Annotated in this window: 14 protein-coding genes; 2 read left to right on the top strand and 12 right to left on the bottom strand. The window is 56.5% G+C overall.

Annotation, left to right across the window (positions count from 1 at the left end; genetic code table 11):
• Nucleotides 1-23: 23 nt before the first annotated feature.
• From TX82_RS06670 to TX82_RS06660, 3 genes are all read right to left on the bottom strand, one after another.
• The gene (locus tag TX82_RS06670; RefSeq protein ID WP_005008434.1) at nt 24-365 is read right to left on the bottom strand and encodes a DUF3467 domain-containing protein; all 342 of its coding nucleotides are present in this window, start codon (nt 363-365) and stop codon (nt 24-26) included.
• 262 nt (nt 366-627) lie between these two features.
• Entirely contained in the window at nt 628-3,045 is a 2,418-nt protein-coding gene (locus tag TX82_RS06665) for a hybrid sensor histidine kinase/response regulator (protein WP_005008432.1), read from the bottom strand.
• A gap of 258 nt (nt 3,046-3,303) precedes the next feature.
• On the bottom strand, nt 3,304-6,003 hold the full coding sequence (locus TX82_RS06660) for a hybrid sensor histidine kinase/response regulator (protein ID WP_005008430.1): 2,700 nt from the start codon (nt 6,001-6,003) through the stop codon (nt 3,304-3,306).
• 619 nt (nt 6,004-6,622) lie between these two features.
• On the opposite strand from TX82_RS06660, the gene TX82_RS06655 reads away from it, so the two are divergent.
• A complete protein-coding gene (locus TX82_RS06655; RefSeq protein ID WP_005008428.1) occupies nt 6,623-7,450 on the top strand; it encodes a hypothetical protein in 828 nt (275 codons plus the stop codon).
• 92 nt (nt 7,451-7,542) lie between these two features.
• On the opposite strand, the gene TX82_RS06650 is transcribed toward TX82_RS06655, so the two are convergent.
• The 6 genes from TX82_RS06650 to TX82_RS06625 are packed head-to-tail and all read right to left on the bottom strand — an operon-like array spanning nt 7,543 to nt 14,546.
• Nucleotides 7,543-9,513: an acetoacetate--CoA ligase gene (locus TX82_RS06650; RefSeq protein WP_005008426.1), complete on the bottom strand. Its 1,971-nt coding sequence runs from the start codon at nt 9,511-9,513 to the stop codon at nt 7,543-7,545.
• A 33-nt stretch (nt 9,514-9,546) separates the two neighbouring features.
• Nucleotides 9,547-10,725: a thiolase family protein gene (locus TX82_RS06645; protein WP_005008424.1), complete on the bottom strand. Its 1,179-nt coding sequence runs from the start codon at nt 10,723-10,725 to the stop codon at nt 9,547-9,549.
• A 25-nt stretch (nt 10,726-10,750) separates the two neighbouring features.
• Complete coding sequence (locus TX82_RS06640; RefSeq protein WP_005008423.1) at nt 10,751-11,395, bottom strand: flavin reductase family protein; 645 nt, start codon at nt 11,393-11,395, stop codon at nt 10,751-10,753.
• A complete protein-coding gene (locus tag TX82_RS06635; RefSeq protein WP_005008422.1) occupies nt 11,392-12,561 on the bottom strand; it encodes a homogentisate 1,2-dioxygenase in 1,170 nt (389 codons plus the stop codon). The genes TX82_RS06640 and TX82_RS06635 overlap by 4 nt, the downstream gene beginning before the upstream one ends.
• Before the next feature lie 6 nt (nt 12,562-12,567).
• Nucleotides 12,568-13,419, bottom strand: a complete 852-nt coding sequence (locus TX82_RS06630) for a fumarylacetoacetate hydrolase family protein (protein WP_005008421.1) — start codon at nt 13,417-13,419, stop codon at nt 12,568-12,570.
• A complete protein-coding gene (locus TX82_RS06625) occupies nt 13,416-14,546 on the bottom strand; it encodes a VOC family protein (RefSeq protein WP_005008420.1) in 1,131 nt (376 codons plus the stop codon). Before TX82_RS06625 ends, TX82_RS06630 begins: the two co-directional genes overlap by 4 nt.
• 316 nt (nt 14,547-14,862) lie before the next feature.
• Here TX82_RS06625 and TX82_RS06620 point away from each other — a divergent pair, with 316 nt between their 5' ends.
• Nucleotides 14,863-16,494 carry an ArnT family glycosyltransferase gene (locus tag TX82_RS06620; protein WP_005008419.1) on the top strand — a complete coding sequence of 544 codons (1,632 nt, stop codon included), beginning with the start codon at nt 14,863-14,865 and terminating at the stop codon, nt 16,492-16,494.
• A 71-nt stretch (nt 16,495-16,565) separates the two neighbouring features.
• Here TX82_RS06620 and TX82_RS16215 read toward each other — a convergent pair whose 3' ends face one another.
• The 3 genes from TX82_RS16215 to TX82_RS06605 all read right to left on the bottom strand — a co-directional run bounded on the left by TX82_RS16215 (nt 16,566) and on the right by TX82_RS06605 (nt 18,106).
• Nucleotides 16,566-16,772, bottom strand: a complete 207-nt coding sequence (locus tag TX82_RS16215) for a hypothetical protein (protein WP_042250712.1) — start codon at nt 16,770-16,772, stop codon at nt 16,566-16,568.
• A gap of 187 nt (nt 16,773-16,959) precedes the next feature.
• Nucleotides 16,960-17,502 (bottom strand): DUF2059 domain-containing protein, encoded by a 543-nt coding sequence (locus tag TX82_RS06610; RefSeq protein WP_005008415.1) that lies wholly within the window; start codon nt 17,500-17,502, stop codon nt 16,960-16,962.
• A 127-nt stretch (nt 17,503-17,629) separates the two neighbouring features.
• The gene (locus TX82_RS06605; RefSeq protein ID WP_005008413.1) at nt 17,630-18,106 is read right to left on the bottom strand and encodes a hypothetical protein; all 477 of its coding nucleotides are present in this window, start codon (nt 18,104-18,106) and stop codon (nt 17,630-17,632) included.
• Between the last annotated feature and the right edge of the window lie 56 nt (nt 18,107-18,162).

Genomic DNA, 18,162 nt, shown 5'->3' with positions numbered 1-18,162 from the left:
TTGCTTGAAACAAAAACCGGGCTTCAGCGGGTTTCACCGTCCAAGGGCAGGCGGCCGAACCGCTCTTCGTATTCCGCGATGATTTTGTTCAACAAAACCAGGAGACGTTTGGCGGCAAACGGGTTGAGCACCATGCGGTCGCTGAGTTGAATGGTCACTTCATTGTCCTGAGGCACGTTCCAGGTCTGGTTGGTGCCGAAGAAAATGGACACTTCCTCGCGTGTGCTGGATGCGTTGACCACGTTGGCATAGGTGGTCTGCATTTTTGAATCGTCCCAGTTCAGCTTCAGGTTCTGACCGCCTTTTTTCTGCGCCGCTTGAGGACCGGTCCCTCCCGGGCTCGCCGCTTTCTTTTCTTCCGCCATACAACCTCCCCATGTTTTCAAGAATGATAACGTATGCCCAAACCAGCCACTGCTCCCAACAAGAAGGGGTTCGCAAACCGGGTGGTTCGCTTTTTTCGCAAACAAAAATTTTTCGATGCGAAAATGCCGCGATGCAAAAGGTCGCGGCCCCAAAGTAAAACAGGGACTGAAGTTTTAATTTAATACCATAAAGGCTGGGTTCAATAAACACAAGAGTGGGAAAGCCATAAGCAGGCGGGGGCTCGTTCCGGCACCACCTCGATCAAGCCCGCTGGAATTCCACACCCAGGAGATTCTGGATGACCTCCAGGATATCTTCCCTTTGGACGGGCTTTTTGAGCACGGCATGGCTGCCACCAATTTCAAACATTTTCCGGTAATGGGTGAACGTGTAGGCCGACACCATGACAATTTTGATCTGATCCTTGCCGAAGCGCTGGTGAATCTGCTCCACCACCTGCAGACCGTTCATGTCCGGCATGCTGTAATCCAGGAAGATGATGTCCGGCACCCACTTCCGCATCCGGTCCATGGCTTTGCGTCCGCTCTCCGCAGACTGGGTCTCCACTTCGAGCGCTTCCAGCATTTCCACGAGGATTTGCGTATTGGTCTCATTGTCATCCACGACCAGCGCTTTCACCTGAAACCCGGAAGCCAGCCCGGTGACCGCATGCAGGGTATCGTCCTTTTGCGGCAAGGGGCCCTCTGCCGGCGGCAGGTCAAGGGAATAGTAAAAACACGATCCCTCCCTTTCCCTCGAAACCACCTCCATTTTCCCGCCCATACCTTCAATCAACCGTTTGCAGATGGCGAGGCCCAATCCCGTGCCTCCCTTTACTTTTTCGCGGTCCACCTGGCCAAAGGGTTCGAATATCAATTTCTGGTGTTCGGAGGAAATGCCGGGCCCGGAATCCCGGACGGTGAAGTCGAACCGGTTTCCTTCCCCCTGCTCAATCTTCAATTCGACTTCTCCCTGTTCCGTGAATTTGATGGCATTCCCGACCAGATTGATCAGGACCTGCCGGATTTTTCCCTGGTCCCCGCGCACTCCAACCTTTTGACCGAGGTTCATGCCCGTGACTTTCAATTTGAGACCCTTTTGCTCGCAAACCCCGACGTTCATCCTGACCACTTCCCGGATCATTTCGGCCAGATCGAAATCCTCCGTATAAATTTCAAGTTTGCCGGCTTCAATCTTGGAAAGGTCCAGAACGTCGTTGATGAGGGCCAGGAGATGCTTGCCCGATAGGTAGATCGCCTGGATTTTTTTCTTTTTCAGAGGGTCCAGCCCGACATCACGCAAAAGGATCTGTGAATAACCCAGTACGGCATTCAAGGGCGTGCGGATTTCATGGCTCATGGTCGACAGGAAAACGCTTTTGGCTGCATTGGCTTGCTCCGCCTTTTCCTGTTCCCTCTTGCACTCCTCCGTTCGTTCCTGAACCCGGTTTTCCAGTTCCTCGGTATTTTTCAACAATTCTTGCGACATACTCTGAAAGGCGCGGGACAACTCCCCGATTTCATCTGCGGATTGAGTGGCCACATCCACATTCCAATCCCCGCTCTCCAGTTTTCGCGCCCCTTCCGTAAGGTCCCGGACCGGGCGGGTGACCGACACCACAAAAACCCCTCCCAGAATTAAAAACAGGATCAGCGTCAAAGCAAAAATCCATTGCAGGCGTTTTTCCAAATATTTGGAAGGAGCCAGCACTTCACTGGCATCCATTTCTAAAACCAGCCCCCAGTCCAAACCTTCGGAGTCCATCAGGCTTCTGGAAGGTGCAAAAGCCACCAGGGTTTGAGCTCCGCCTTCGTCCAGGTGCATATACCCCGTCTGCCCTGCCAGCAACCGCTCCACGGGAGCCCACGTGGCAAGGGGGGTGCCGAAAAATCCCGCGCCCTCTTCCATCCTGCCTGCCGTCTCCACGTTCGACAAGCTGGTCAGGATCCCCTCTCCGTCCCCATCCACCAGGTAATACTGGAAACTCTTGAAAGTGGAAATATCCTTGAAATGGTCTAAAAATTCCCGAAGCGCATTGATTTTCAGGCCCACCTTCATCACACCCAACACCCGGTCGTCTTCGACAATCCGGGTCCCCACGGAAAGGGAAAAGGAATTGGAACTGGCGTCAAAACCGATTTCATCAATCCAGACACCCGGGCGATTCAATGAAAGCCGAAACCACTCCTCGTCTGCCTGATAAAAGTCAGTGCTCCTGGGGTAAGCGCCGAAAATGACTCCATGCCGGTTGGCGGCGAGAATCTCGCCATAAAGGCCGTCTTCAAATTCTTTAAGAAAGAAACGGATTTTTCTGGCGAAGATATTTGAGAGGTCGTTATTTAAAAGCTTATCGATGTGGGGATGCGACCGCCCGCTCACCCAGGCCGACTCGATTTCCTCGATCTCGGATACCGGATCGGCGAGGGAGTCAAAAAACTCGTTAGACCGCTGAGCCATGGCGACCACGCGTTGATCATGGGCCAGCCCTTCAATTTGATCTATACGAAGTGAAAGATAGCTTTCAAGAAAGTCCAGGTAGGTCTGGGCCTGACGGCTGGCCTCCTCACCCGCCTGGTTGCGAAACGTTTCCTGAGAAAAGCTGAATTGAACGTAAATAACCGTGCCCACACCCAGGGCAAACAAAAGAATGAAGGCAAGCAGCTTTTGACCCAGTTTCACGGTTCCAGCCTCCTTTGAGAAAAGAGCCAGTCGAAACATTTTGCCCAAGCCTGTTAACAGAACTGGGTGGCTACCCGGTCAACGGAAATAGTCCGCCAATGGTCGGGGATCGGGAGCCGATGGGCGGCAGTCTATTTAACTATAAGCCAAGGAAAGTCTGGTTTCACCCCAAAACTTTCATATTTAACCCGGGGGAAAAGAGGACAACCATCGGGGCAAACTCCACCTGGCTTACGGGGAACAGAAGACAGGACGTTTTTAGTGATGCGGTGGGATCTTGTCCAGTTCAGCGGCTATGGAGGCTTTGTCACACGCCTCCGCCATGCATTGCAACCTGGCGGCAAGCTTTTCTTCTTCCGGACCCAGATGCGCCATCGTCGGGAGCAGCTTTTCGAATTCATCGAAAAGCCCTTTCGCCAGCGCCTCCCGCATCTCCTCCACCACCACGGTGGGAACGGAGAGTTGGGTGTACTCAACAATCGGTTTCTCCGCCTCAAGCCCGTTCCCGTTGTCCTGGTAAGCGGCAACAAACTCCACGGACATGATACGGCGGATGACCTCCAGGAGCTCTTCCCGCACCAAAGGTTTGGAAACGACCGTGGTCACCCCGTTATCCAGAAACATTTTCTTTTCGTGATCCAGTGCGGAAGCTGAAACCATGACAATTCGATACCGGTCGGGCCCATGCCTGCGGGAGATCTCACGAAGCATTTCCAATCCGTCCATTTCCGGCATACGGTAATCAATAAGAAGGAGGTCTGGGTTCCAATCCTCAAGCACGGCCAGCCCCTCGCGCCCGTTCACGGCGATTTTGACTTCCATGCCGACGCGCTGGAGAATTTCCTGCATGATGTCCAGATGGTTTGGGTCGTCATCCACAATGAGAGTGCGCAGGGTTGTTCCGGGGGCCAGGGTGACGTGTTTTTTCAAATCCGCCGGGCCCACTCTCTGTGGGCGCTGGGCGGGGGGCAGCGGCAGCTCGAAAATAAACCGGGTGGGACCGCCATTTTGAGATTCCAGCTTGATGTCCCCGCCCATCAGTTTCACCAGTCGCCTGCAGATAGCCAGTCCGAGGCCGACTCCACCTTTTTCCACACCCACTTTACCCTGTTCGAAAATACCGAACACGGCTTCCTGGTTTTCAGGGGCGATACCGGGGCCGGTATCGATCACTTCGAAACGGTAACGGTCCCCTTCTTCCTGGGTTACCCGTAATTCCACGCGGCCCGATTCCGTGAACTTGAAAGCATTGTCGAGCAGGTTGCTCAATACCCGGTGGGTTTTCTGCTCGTCCCCGAATACAGGAAGGGGTCGATCCACATCGCCCGTGATCGCCCACTCCAGTCCTTTGCCACGACACAAGGCCCCGTACCGGGAATCCACCTCCCAGATCAGGTCATTGAGATTGAAAGGATGAATATGCAGTTCTTCTTTTTGCGCTTCGATCTTGGAGATGTCCAGGACATCGTTGATCAATTGCAACAGCCGCGATCCGGAATGGTAAATTCCCTTGATCTTCGCCTTTTGTTTGGAATCGAGTTTGGGGTCTCGGTCCAGAATCTGCGCGTATCCCAGCACCGCATTGAGTGGGGTGCGGATCTCATGACTCATGTTGGAGATGAACAGGCTTTTGGCCTGATTGGCTTTTTCCGCATCTTTTTTCGCAACGAAAAGTTCTTCGGCCTTGGTCGAAACCTGTTTTTCCAGTTCCTCCAGGTGCAACACCAATTCATCCGTCATGTTTTTGAAGGACAGGGAGATGTCCTGGATGGGCTCGGTCTCTCCCACCGGGCTTTCACGTACCGAATCGGACAAGACCCTTTTCCGACTGGGACGGACACGGGGCCGGGTGGTTCGCATGAGTTTTTCCGCCGGCTGAACGAACCCGAAAATAAGGACCCCGCCAACAACCAGGGCAAGCACAATCAAGACACCCCATATGCTTCCCAGGCCCACACGCAAAACGGATACCGGTTCCAGAACCTCTTTCGCGTCCATTTGGAGGATGAGGGACCAGCGAAGACCGGAAACATTTTCAAACTTCCGCGACCGCTGGTAGGTGATCAGAGATGTCTGCCCCCCTTCTTCCTGGAAATAATAACCATTCTCTCCTGCCAGCACCCGCGACACGGGTTCCCACGAGGACAGGTCTTTTCCAAAAGGATGGATCCTTGCCGGACTCTTGCCGCCCTCGATGGCGCTGGCCAGGCTGCTTAAAATCACGGCCCCCTTGCCATCGACAAGGAAATAGTTGAGGGATTGGATGGGTTCCTCTTTTTTAAACTGATCCAGCAGATTGCGGATGACCACAATGTGAAGGCCGGCCTTGATCATTCCCACAAACCGGTTCTCGTCGTCCCGCAGGCGTACGGCGACGGTTGTGGAGAAGGAATTGGTGCTCTCATCGAACGCAATGTCTTCCACATACACGTCGTCTTCCGACTTCAATGCTTCCCTGTACCAGCTTTCGTCTGCCTGGTAATAATCCGTCGTGCGGGGGGAGGCGGCTATCAGCGCACCATACCGGTTGGTGGCGAAGATTTCGTTGAACACCTCCACGCCGTATTTCTTTTGCAGAAACCGGCGTTTTTCAGTGAAGGTTCGAGACAAGGGATTGTTCAGGAGAGTGCGGACCGCCCGGGTATCCTGTCCGGCCAGCCAGTCCTTGTCCATTTGCCGGATGAAGGCGTCGCGGTCCGGCAAGGCATCGAACTCCCGGTTGGATTGTTCGACCATTTCCATTATGGGCAGGCTGTGAGCCAGGATCTGGAGCTCCTCCCCACGCATGAAAAGGATGCGGTTAACAGACTCCAGCGTGCTTTCGGTCAAATGCTGAATTTCGCCTGCAATGCGTTCCTTGATAATGGACTGGGAATGATTGAGAAGAAAATAACCGAGCATTCCAACCAGAACGCCCACCAGCGCAATCAGACCAAAGATCTTCCGGGAAGTATTCATTGGCTATGGCCCCACCCCTTATTCGACGAACACCGATGATTCCCAAACGTCTCAAAATAAACTGAGGCTTCTTCGTTCTCCGACCGCTTTGCTCTCAATCCACCTCCGAACCGTTTTTGCATTGGCGGAACCTGGTCACACACCCATCCGTATTCCAAACGGATTTCTGCCTTCTCCCAAAACAAACCTTACTTTTATATTATCTGAAAACCATGAGGTTTTCTCCAAAAATAAGGTAAACAGAATATTTTTTATCTGATAGGCCCTCGGAAAAACCCAGCCTCCCTGAGATATGGTTTTGACCCAAAACCCAAAAACAAAAGGTCTTTCGCAGATTCGGGAGTTCAATGAATCCGGGACTTTCTGGACAATCGGATTCAAGCGGACCGGTCATTTTGCAATGAGGTTTCTCAAAACCGCCTTCCCTTCAACCCTCATTTCACCACATCTATTTTTCGCTTATCCGATATATGAACGATGAGGCCCAACCCGGGGATCACGGGTTTGTCTTTGAATGGAAATTTCCAAGGATGGGGCCTACTTTTATATAGGTGGAGCCTTTAAAACAAAGGTCCCCTGTTGTGCGTGCAGGTAACAAATAACAGCATCGAGGTTTGCCATGAACTCCAAAAAGCAATTCGACGAATTTTGGGCAACCATTCAAACGCGAATTCACCAGCATCCTGTCATCGTATACAACCCCTACTGCAAATGGTTTCGGCAGGGAACTTTCACCCTCAAGGACCTGATTCACCTGTTCACACAATTCGCCGTGTTTTCAAAGTGGTTCCTGCTCGTACAAATGATGCGCATGATGCACGCACCGGACCTGGAGGCGGAGGCGCACGCACGTTACATCCTGGCCAATGAACTGGGAGTGCACATCAACCCGGACGGCACCACCGAAAACCAGCCGTTCAAAACCCGGTGGGCGCACATCAACTGGCTCCGCGATACCGCCCAACCACTGGGCCTGAACCCGGAACTGCTGGGAAGCTGGGACGCGGCCACGCCTTCCACACGGCGTTTCATCCGCGGCCTGGAGGAAACCTACGGAAGCAAGGACGGGGAAGTCGGGCGCGGTGCCAGTTACGCCATCGAAACCTGGGCGGCCTGGGGCATCGGCACCTCCGAGGAGTCCAACAACTTCTGGAAGGAATTGATCGACGGACTCGAAATTTACAACGAAACCTGTCACGCTTATGGCGACCCCGCCATCCCGCTCGACTTCTTCGAGTTTCATTTCAACAGCGAGAAGGGGCATGGCGACAACGTACTGGAGGAACTGCAGCAGGCCTTCCACAAGCCTGACTTTGACAACGAAAAGTTCCTGCAGGCGGGAGAAAAGGCGCTGGACGCGATCTATACGTTCTGGATGGGACTCGACCGCGACCGCCACAACCGGGAAGCCATGCGGAACCATTATCCGCTCGTCGTGGGCGCCTGAATCAGTTAGGAGTACCGAAGTCCGCAAGAAAAATCAATCGGCCCGTGGGCGTGTCCCAACGGGCCGATTTTTTCGACTTTTGGGAGGGCGCCTCACCCGCCGCGTACGGCCAGCCTGCGGCCGTACAATTCCTCGTACTCCGCCATGCACCCGGCGTTGGCGATGACGTGCAGGTTGGCCGGAGGTTTGCCTGAGAACACGCCGCGTACCGCCAGTTCCACCTTCTTGCCGTTCATGGTTTTCGGCACCTCCCGCACATGGAACATTTCGTGCGGCACATGGCGCGGCGATTCTTCGGTCTTGAGGGCATGACGGATGCGTGCCTGCAAGGCATCGTCAAGCTCCACCCCTTCCGCCAACACCACGAACAGGATAAGGCGGATGTCCCCCGCCTCTTCCACGCCGATCACCACGCTGTCTTCCACCTCCGGCAAATTCTCCACCACGCGGTAGATTTCCGCGGTGCCGATGCGCACGCCGCCGGGATTGAGCGTGGCGTCGCTCCGCCCGTAAACGATGACACCGCCTTCCTCGGTGATGGTGATGTAGTCGCCATGCACCCACACACCGGGCACCTTTTCGAAATACGCACTGCGGTAGCGCGCCCCGTCCGGATCGTTCCAGAACGCCACCGGCATGGAAGGCGCAGGCGAGCGGCACACCAGTTCCCCCTGCGCCCCGACTACGGGTTTGTTCTCAGGACCAAGCGCCGCCACGTCCATGCCCAGCCCCAGACACTGGATTTCTTCCTCGCGCACGGGAAGCATGGGATTCCCCAACATAAAACAGGAGATGATGTCGGTGCCGCCACAGATGGATGACAACTGAACATCTTTTTTGATGGCGCGGTACACGTAACGGAACCCTTCGCGGTCCAGTGGCGAACCGGTGGAAAGGATCGCTTTCAGGCTGGAGAGGTCCGCCTCTTTTCCCGGCACCCGGCCCTGCTCCCGGTTGATGGCAAGGTACTTCGGGCTGGTGCCGAATACGGTGATTCCCGTTTCCTCCACCAACTGCCACAACACGTCGAGCGACGGGTACGCGGGCGAGCCTTCATACAACACGATCGTCGCCTGCCTCGCCAGCGCCGAGACCAGCCAGTTCCACATCATCCAGCCGCAGGTGGTGTAATAAAACACCACGTCGTCGGGACCGATGTCGGTATGAAGCGCGTGCTCCTTATGATGTTGCAACAGCGTGCCGCCGGCCCCGTGCACGATGCCTTTCGGCAGACCCGTCGTCCCGGAGGAGTACAGGATGAACAGGGGATCGTTGAAGCCCACCGGATCGAACCGCAACTCCACATCACCCCCTTCGCGCGCAAACTCCTTCCATAAAACTGCAGAAGTGAGACCGAGCCGGGATGGATCGTAATCGGGATCGAGATAGGGCACGACAACCACATCGCTGAGCCCCTTGATCTGCGGCACGAGTTTACGCAGACGGTCGTCGAGGGAATGCGCTTTGCCGTTGTAAGTGTATCCGCCCACCGTGACCAGCACCTTCGGCTCCACCTGGCCGAAGCGGTCGAGCACGCCCTGCAAACCGAAATCCGGCGAGCACGAGGTCCACACCCCGCCCACCGCCGACGTGCCCAGCATGGCGACCACCGTCTCCGCAATGTTCGGCAGGTAACCCGCCACTCGGTCGCCCTTCTCCACCCCCGCACGGCGAAGCGCCGAGGCGAAGCACGCCACCTGGTGGCGGAGTGTGTCGAAGGTCATGTGCGTGGTGGGACGCGTCTCCGAGCGGCTGATGATGGCCGTTTTGTTTCCCGGACCTTTCAGCAGGTTCGCCGCGTAGTTGAGTTCCGAGCCGTCGAACCACACCGCGCCGGGCATGGTTTTGGAAGAAAGGGTTTGCTTCGCCGGGCGGGTGAGATCGATTCCCGACTGGCGCAGGTAGTATTCCCAGAACTGTTCAAGACGCTTCACAGACCAGCGGTGCAGGGTGGAATACGTTTTGATATTGAGATCGAACTCCCGGTTCACGCCTTTAATAAACCGGGCCATGTGGGAATGTTGTGCCCGTTCTTTCAAGGGCCGCCAAAGGATCGGGTTCATCACCGTCTCCTTAAAAAAGTCGGATCAATCGCGTCACACCAGTTCAATCACCATCGCCGTTGCCTCGCCGCCGCCGATGCACAGACTGGCGCATCCGCGCCTCTTGCCCTGCGTCTTGAGCGCGTTGAGCAGAGTCACCAGGATGCGCGCGCCCGTCGCGCCGATGGGATGACCGAGCGCGATCGACCCGCCGTGCACGTTCACTTTTTCCGGGTCGAGACCCAGTTGGTCGTTCACCGCAAGCGACATCGGTGCGAAGGCTTCGTTGATCTCGAACAGGTCGATATCCTTGATCTCCAGCCGCACCGCCGCGAGCACTTTCCGGATGGCCTCCACCGGAGCCAAGGCGAAGGTATCCGGCGACTGCGCGTGCGCGGCGTATCCCAGGATGCGCGCCAGCGGTTTGTGGTTGGCCGACGGCTTGCCGACGATCAGCGCCGCCGCGCCATCGCTCAGTTTCGCTCCGTTTGCCTTGGTGATGGTGCCGCCCGGCTTTTCGAAAACCGGCGGCATCGAGTCGAACTGGTCCAGGTTGTCGAGATGAGGCTGCTCGTCGTGATCGACGGTCTGCGTGTAGGTGCGGTGCCATACGGGAATGGTGACCAGTTCCTTCGCCACGATGCCCTTGTCCATCGCCTTGCGGGCGCGGGTGTAACTTTCCTTCGCATACGCGTCCTGCGCCTCGCGGGTGTAACCGAGGCGGTGCGCGAGGATCTGGCTCAACTCACCCATGTGCCGGTTCTCATGAGGGTCCCACAGCCCATCGTGGATCATGCCGTCCACCATGTGCGCATTTCCCAGCTTGTGACCGCGCCGCATGTGCGGCACGAGGAACGGCGCGCGGCTCATGTTCTCCATGCCGCCGGCGACAACGAAATCGGACTGACTGAGACGGATCGATTGATCCGCCATCATCACCGCCTTCATACCGGAACCGCAGACCTTGTTGACGGTGGTGGCGCCAACGTTGTCCGGAATGCCGGAATGCAATGCCGCCTGCCGGGCCGGGGCCTGGCCCACGCCCGCGGTCAACACGTTGCCGAGGATCACCTCGTCGATGTCCTCGCCTTCGAACCCGCCGCGCTTGAGCGCTTCGCGGATGGCAAACGCCGCCAGCTCCGGTGCGGGCACCGGGGCGAGCGCGCCGTTGAAGCGTCCAATAGGGGTGCGCACGGCACTGTATATATAGGTGAAGGAATTTTCCCGGCTCATTAGAGTGACCTTTCAGGTTGACCCGTCATTTTTTGACCGTGGGGCGTTCCATGCGGAACCGGTCGGTGGTCTTGGCGTAAAAATCCGCGCCCATCCGGCCGACGTTGTTGAGCAGTTCGGGAGGGATGCCCTTCTGCCACTCAATGGAGGAAAGAGATTCGGAAAGATAAATTTCACGCACGTCGCCCAGCACCAGCGTGCCCGTGCCCGCACCGCTTCCCAAAGGAACCGTGCGGTTGAGTTCGCACACCAGTTGCACCGGGCTTTCGGCGATGAACGGCGGTTTGCCTTCGCCGCGCTCGATCACCGCCACTTCGGCTTCATCGAACTCGCTGACGCCGTAATCGAACGGGGCGGAACTCAAATTCGCCTTGTCCGCGGTCTCGTACGACACCACGCCCACCACGTACTCGCGCGTCGCCTTGATGTTTTTAAGCGTGTCCTTTTCCGACCCGTCGCGGTTGAAGAAAATGGAATTGGAGATCATCGGCGGGTTCATCGAACAGATGTTGAAATAACTGAACGGCGCGAGGTTGCGTTTGCCGTCGGCGGAGATGCTGGAAATCCACGCGATGGGACGCGGCTGCACGATGGAGTTCATCAGGTGGTACACGTCCACCCAGAAATGGTCCGCCGGCCGGATGGCGGCATAGCCGTTGTATTGGGTCATTTGCGGGTCTCCTGCCAGCTTTTGGGATAATCCGGGTCTTCCAGCGCCTCGCCTTCCGCCGTCAATGTCATCGGCGCGAAGGTATCGACCATCACCGCCTGCTCCTCGGTCTGCTTCGAGCCGATGGACCCGGCATACGCCCCGGGGTGGGGTCCGTGCGGAATGCCCGACGGATGGTAGCTGATCGAGCCGCGCTCGATGCCCTTGCGGCTGGTGAAGTTTCCGGAATGGTAGAACAGCAATTCGTCGCAGTTGACCGACGAATGGTAGAACGGGCACGGCACCGCCTTGGCATCGAAGTCCAGGGGCCTGGGCAGGAAACTCATCACCGCGAATCCGCCCCCCACGAAGGTGAGGTGCGAGGTGGGCGGCAGGTGCACGCGGCCGGTCTTCGGCTGGATGGCGTCGAGGTTGATCGCGTACGGGTACACGTAACCATCCCAGCCTTCCAGGCGGAAATAGTTTTCCGAGTAATGCGTGCGCGTGAAGGCGCCCTGCCGCTTGCGCACGATGGACACCGGCTCCTCGTTCTCGAACAGGTCCGCGTCCCACTCCGGATATCGAAAACTTCGCTCGGAATACGGCGCGTCCATTTTGAACTGTCCCGCGTCGTGACGGAACTCCTGGGGGATGTCGATGTCGCGCCTGCCCTCGACATACAACAGGCCCGGCGGGGTGTCGAAGCGGAAGCGGTAGGGACACGACCGCGGGATGACGAGGTAATCGCCCTCACGCAATTTTATCCTGCCAAACAGGCTTTGCAGTGTGGCAGAGCCCTTGTAAAGAAAGAACAGCTCGTCAGCGTCGTTGTTGGCGAAAAAGGTTTTCTCTTCCGCCGCCGGATGACACAGTCCGTAAGTGAGGTCGTCGTTGAACGCAAGCAGGGTGCGGCCCGCGATGAAATCCTTTTCCGGCTGAACCTGCCAGCCTCGAAAATGCCGTCGCTCCAGAATCGCTTCACCACGTGATGTGGGACGCCCCCACGCCGCTTCGCTATAGACCTCGCGCATCGACTCGCCCGTCGGAGGGTGGTGCATGTAGAGGATCGAATAAGGTTCCTCAAACCCTTCGCGGGTGAAGCAGTATTCGTTCAGCAGTTTCGATCCCGCATAATGCGCGGTGTGGTGCATGGGTGCGATGTTGCCGAGTTGCATGTAACGGAACATGAAGTTTCAACCGACCTTGTGGGTCAGCCTCCCTATGTGTTCGATTTCGAGTTCGACCACGTCACCGCTGTTCAGAAAACGGTCGAGTTCCAGGCCGCATCCGCCGCCTACGGTGCCGCTGGCCAGCACGTCGCCGGGGTACAGCGTCTGGTACTCGCAGGCAAAGGCAATGGCCTGTTCAAACGTGAAGTGTGACGAGCCGCTATTGGCTTCCGTCAGCAATTCCCCGTTCACCCAGGCACGCATGGTGAGGTTGCGCGGGTCGGGGATTTCGTCCGGCGTCACCATCCACGGGCCGAGGCCGGTGTTGAAGTCCTTTCCCTTCGCCGGGCCGAGCCCGACTTTCATGACCTCGGCCTGCAACGCACGCGCGGAAAAATCGTTGACGATGGTGTACGCGCCGATGCAGTCGGTGGCCTCCTTCTCCGACACGCCGCGGCATTCCTTTTTGAGGACCACGCCCAGTTCCAGCTCGAAATCCTTTTTCTCCTCGCCGGCGGGGAAGGTGACGGTGGTGTTGTGCCCGCTGAAACAGCGCGGGGAGCCGTTGTACCACACCGGGTACTGGTACCATTCCGGCGCCATCTCAAGACCGCGCTTGCTCCGGGCGGTCTTGACGTGCTGTTCGAACGTGTAGAAATCCATGAACGCCCCGGGTTTTTCCACCGGCGGCAGGAGCGTGACCACCTCCAGCGGCAGCCCCGGTTGTTCGACAATTCTGGACCACAGCGAATCCCCTGCGTGCAGGGCGCTGAGTGCCTCCACGGTATTCATACCGATCAACGGGAACACGTGGCCTTCATGGATCAGGCCGTCGTGAGGCGACTGTCCGGGTGCCACATAGCGCAACAGCTTCATGAAACCGACTCCTGCATTTCGATGGCCTCGAACAGGGCGCGGAAGTTGCCCTCACCGAACCCGGGATGCCCGCACCGCTGAATGATTTCGAAGAAAAACGGACCCGCGTTTTCCTCATGGTAGAGACCGGACGCATCCTTGAGGAAAATCTGGAGCAGGTAATCGCCGTTTTCGCCGTCCACCAGGATGCCGGCTTTTTTCAGGTCCTTGATCTCTTCCCTGATTTTACCAATGTTCTGTTTGGCGATGCGCTCCGGAAGCATGTCGTAGTAGGTATCCGGCGTGTCGAGAAACTCGATTCCGCGTCCTTTCAGCGTCTCGACCGTTTCCAGAAGATTGTCCACCGCCAGCGCGATGTGCTGGATGCCCGCGCCGTGGTTGCGCTCGACGAAGGTCTGGATCTGCGATTCGTTGAAGTGCGGGTACAGCGGTTCGTTGGTGGCGAACTTCACCTGCGAACCGGGGTCGTACATGACCTGCGACGACAGTCCCGTGCCCTTGCGCCCGGACCGGGTGTCCGGCGTGTGGAACGACACGCTCCAGAATTTTTTGAAGTCGAGCACATGCTCGAAAAAATTGTAAACCGGATACAGCGTGCGGGCGTTGATCGTCATGTGGTCGATATTCTTGAAGGGGGACCGCTCCGCCGGGGGATGCGCCACCTTCTCAAACATGGGAATGTCTTCCTCGTTGCCCGTGATTTCGAGAAACGTGATTTCCAGAAACCCGATGGGCGTGGCGATGGTGACGAAGCGGTGGCGGCTGTCGCCCGCTTCCACAACCTTTTCCGGATGCACAAAGGTGGCGTGATGGTCTTTCAGGTAATCGACGGCGCGGTCGAGGTCTTCCACCTGCAGGGTGACGTTGCGGATGCCGGGGCACAGGATTTTGAGGTACTGCGCGGTGTAACTGTGGTTCGACAGGGGCGTCGATACCATGAGGCGCACGTCGTTGGCGGAAAAATAGATGGCTTTGCTTTTGAACCGTTCTTCCCATTGAGGGGTGGACCGGTGGGTTTCCACGAGGCCCATTTTCTCGATGTAAAAGTTACGGCTGCGGTCGAAGAAATCGACCACGAATTCCACCGAAAAAACCTTTTTGATGCCTAATCGGGAAGCTGTGTCCATGTTGCGACTCCGTTGGAAGTAAACCCATACAAACTTCTCTTAAATATAGGTCCCGGAAAACCGCTTGGCACTTAATATTTAGATGAGGATCCATGCAGGAGGGATTCGCTTTTATCCGCGAATTAAGAACCGATTATACAAACCATTTTCAGCATGGATTGATTTCGGGGCGGGGGACTTTCACCGTGGAGGTTTTATCCGTTCGCGGTGGCCGTGACAGGGATCGGTTTTTCCATCAAGGATAATATTTGCTATTTGGATTCATTTGCCCGAACCTGTTTTGAAAGGTTCACACCGAATCCTTGCCAGCCGTTGTATGAAATCTTATTTCACGCATCCATTTTGCGCACCCGCCGTTTTGATCGGGCTCTATGCCGCCACCCGCCTGTATTCCCTTCTGGGCCTTCCCATGGTGTTCGATGAAGCCATCTACCTGCGCTGGGCCGACATCATCCGGAACGACCCCGCTTCCCTGTTCGTCTCTGCGGTGGACGGCAAACCGCCTTTCTTTTTCTGGCTGAACGCAATCACGCTGGGCTGGTTCGACGACCTGCTCGTCTCGTCGAGAGTGATTTCAATGGTGGCCGGGGGGCTGGCTGTGGCGGGGCTGTGGCGGATCGGTGCGCTCCTTTTCTCCCGCCACACGGCGGGGCTTGCGGCGTTGATTTACCTGTCCCTGCCCCTGGTTTTGACCCATGACCGGCTGGGCCTGACCGATGCCCTGCTTGCGGCCTTCGTCATCTGGACGGTTTATGCCGGGCTGCGTCTGGTCAGGGACGACGCGCCTTCATGGCGCTGGGCGTTTGCGCTGGGGACATTTGCGGGACTGGGTTTCCTCACCAAAACACCGTTACTGATGTTTCTTGCATTGCCCGTGGTGGCGGTGTTTTTGTTCAACCATCCAAGCAACCTCGAACTCTGGAAACGGTTTTCGGTGAGCGGTGTGGTTTTCGGGATCCTGGTCCTTCCGTTCCTCCTGCATGAACCCGATTATCTCTTTTCCAATGCAAGCAAGGTGCTGCATCACAAGGTTCCTTTACTGGATACTCTGACTGCGGTTCTCACCTTCGACCATCCCCGGCTCCTGCCCCACCTGAGAGAACTGTTTGAAGTGGGGCTTTTGTACATCACGGTACCAATCATGACCCTTGCGGTAGTGGGAACGGGAGTGTGTCTGCGTGCCCAACCCGGCATCGCTGCGTTTCTCCTGCTGTGGTTTTTTCTGCCAACGGCCGTGTTCCTGATTCTGGCCGAGGTGGCCTATCCGCGCTATTTTCTGGTGGCCCTGCCGCCGCTCTCAATCCTGACTGCGGAAGGCCTGCGCTTTCTCATGCGGTATGTCCATGAAACGCTGAAGCCGCTTTCTCCGGTTGTGGCGGGGACGGCAGCCATTGCTCTGGGAGTGGCCTGCCTGATTCCGGCGTGGAAGTGGAACATGCACTACCTCATTGAACCGGAAAAAGCAGCCTGGACCGAACTTGACCACTGGCAATACGTCAGGTATCCCCAGGGACCCTATGCCGTCAACGATGCGGTCAACTTTCTCAAGAACGAGAGCCGCAACGGACCCATTGCCGTATTCACCACGTTCAAGCTGGGCATTCCGAGCGACGCGCTCTATATGTATCTCAAGGACCAGCCGGGGATTGATCTCTTTGAAGCGTGGCGTCCGATCTCGTTTCCCCGCTCGCTGAGGAGCGCGCAGGAGTTCGTTACCGTCGCATCCAAATACCAGCCGAAGAAACGGCGCGTCGTTCCGGTTCAGGAATTGCAAGGCCGGAGGCTTTACTTTGTCGGCAGTTTGAGGATGTTTCCACTGGACCGGGTTGTGGCGGAAAATCCGGAATTGCGGCTGGTGAAGTTATACGACGACGTGGGGCCGTATGAGGTGTTTTCGTTCGCCATTTTCGAATGGCCCGGCGAAGGTCCGCGGTCATGGCAGAATTGAAATCCCCTTCCTGATTCCAACCTACGCGGAAGGGGGGAGGAGGTGAGGTTCACGGCTCTGTGCCTGCCCCATCAGAAACACAGCGCCGGGTTGGCCTCGGCAAAAAGCGGGTCCGAGCATTGGGGAAGCGGTTTTCGGGGCGTTTCGTTTTTTTGACCGGATTTTTCCTCTGTCCCCGGCTTGGCATCCGTTGGGTCTTCCACGCCTTTGGAATCGGGTTCTGTCTCCGGCTCGCAGGATGCGGAATCGGATTCAGAAGGGCCGACCTTCAAGGACATGATTTCCTGGCAGTCCGGAGTGGGATCGGTTTCCGAAGACTTCGGGCCGGCAAGTATTGGAGTTATGCCCGAACACAACATGGCGACCCCAATGACAAGAAGCTGCACTCTACGGGCCGTTGGGATCCTCATGGTTTCCTCCTGACGAAAGTGTCCATGATAAGGGATTACGGTCCTTCGGGAGAATTCACTCCATCGAAGCTGGAGGCGGAGTTTTATTTGAGTTCAAGGTCTCCAGTTTGTATTTCCCGATCAGCGCGTCCACCTGGTTGCGGAATGCATCGGACTTGACCAGTTCATGGCTCCATTCGTTTCCGGCCAGGCCCGCTTCCCGGCTGATGATCGGCATCTTCTGCTTCCATTCCTCCCAGAACGGATTTTCGAACATGCCTATGAGTTTTTTGATCACTTCATGGGACATATGACTGTCGTACACAGGCACCACGCGATCGATGAGGTCTTTCATCTCCTCGTCGCCAACGAGACCGTAATATTCTTTCCAGAAGGCATCCGGCACTTTCGGGTATGAAGAGGCGATCATGGTCCCGTAGGCATCCAGAACCCCATCTTTCATATAGTCCAGTTGCTGGTAAATTCCGGAGACGCGGAGCAGTTTGCGAATATCGCGTTCCTTTTGAGGATCGATTTCCGCATGCCCGGCGCTCAATCCCAAAAAGCACCATGACACCAGCGCCACCATGAGTCCGGTTCCGTTTTTGATCCAGTTCATAGAGAGTCTCCCGCTTCATTCCAAGTGGAATTTCATTATACGGGATGGTCCGCAGGCCGGGCCAAAATAAAAAGCCCGGCACCCATAAAGGGCGCCGGGCAGGTTATGTGCCGCTCGTGACCTGAAATTACATGCAGGCCGGGTTGAACGGATCCGAACCGTCACAGGTTGCCGAAGGCTGAGGCTCGGGTTCCGTCGTGGTCGGAGCCGGTTCCGTCGTTGTCGGAGCCGGTTCTTCCACAGGTTCCGGAGTAGGAGCCGGCGGAGGCGGTTCGGTATTGTCCGGTTCGCAGGTAGCCAGACGGGAGTGGAGTTTGTTCGCCTTGGACTTGCCCATGTCACTGGCCTTGTCACAGGCTTTGCTCTTGGCGGCTTTCATATTGCTCGCCATCCGCTTCCAGGCTTTCTTATGTTTGGCCTTCTTTTCTTCAGGGGCGTCGTTCCACATTTTCTTTCCCCAGGCCTTCACCTTCACCACCATATGCTTGAAGGATTTCCAGTTAGCATCGTCACCCCTGTCCGACTTGTGAGCCAGGGCCGTGCCAGTCATTCCAAGGAAACTGACGAAAAACGCGATCATCATGGTTGCGATGATTTTTTTCATTTGGGGTTCCTCCGTTTTCTTTTTGAAATCTGGTTTACCCGTAATCTATAAATTGA

It is taken from the genome of Nitrospina gracilis 3/211 (assembly GCF_000341545.2).
GTDB classification, from domain to species: domain Bacteria; phylum Nitrospinota; class Nitrospinia; order Nitrospinales; family Nitrospinaceae; genus Nitrospina; species Nitrospina gracilis.
The sequence above is the reverse complement of the archived record's forward strand: the minus strand, read 5'-3'. Positions and strand labels throughout refer to the sequence as shown.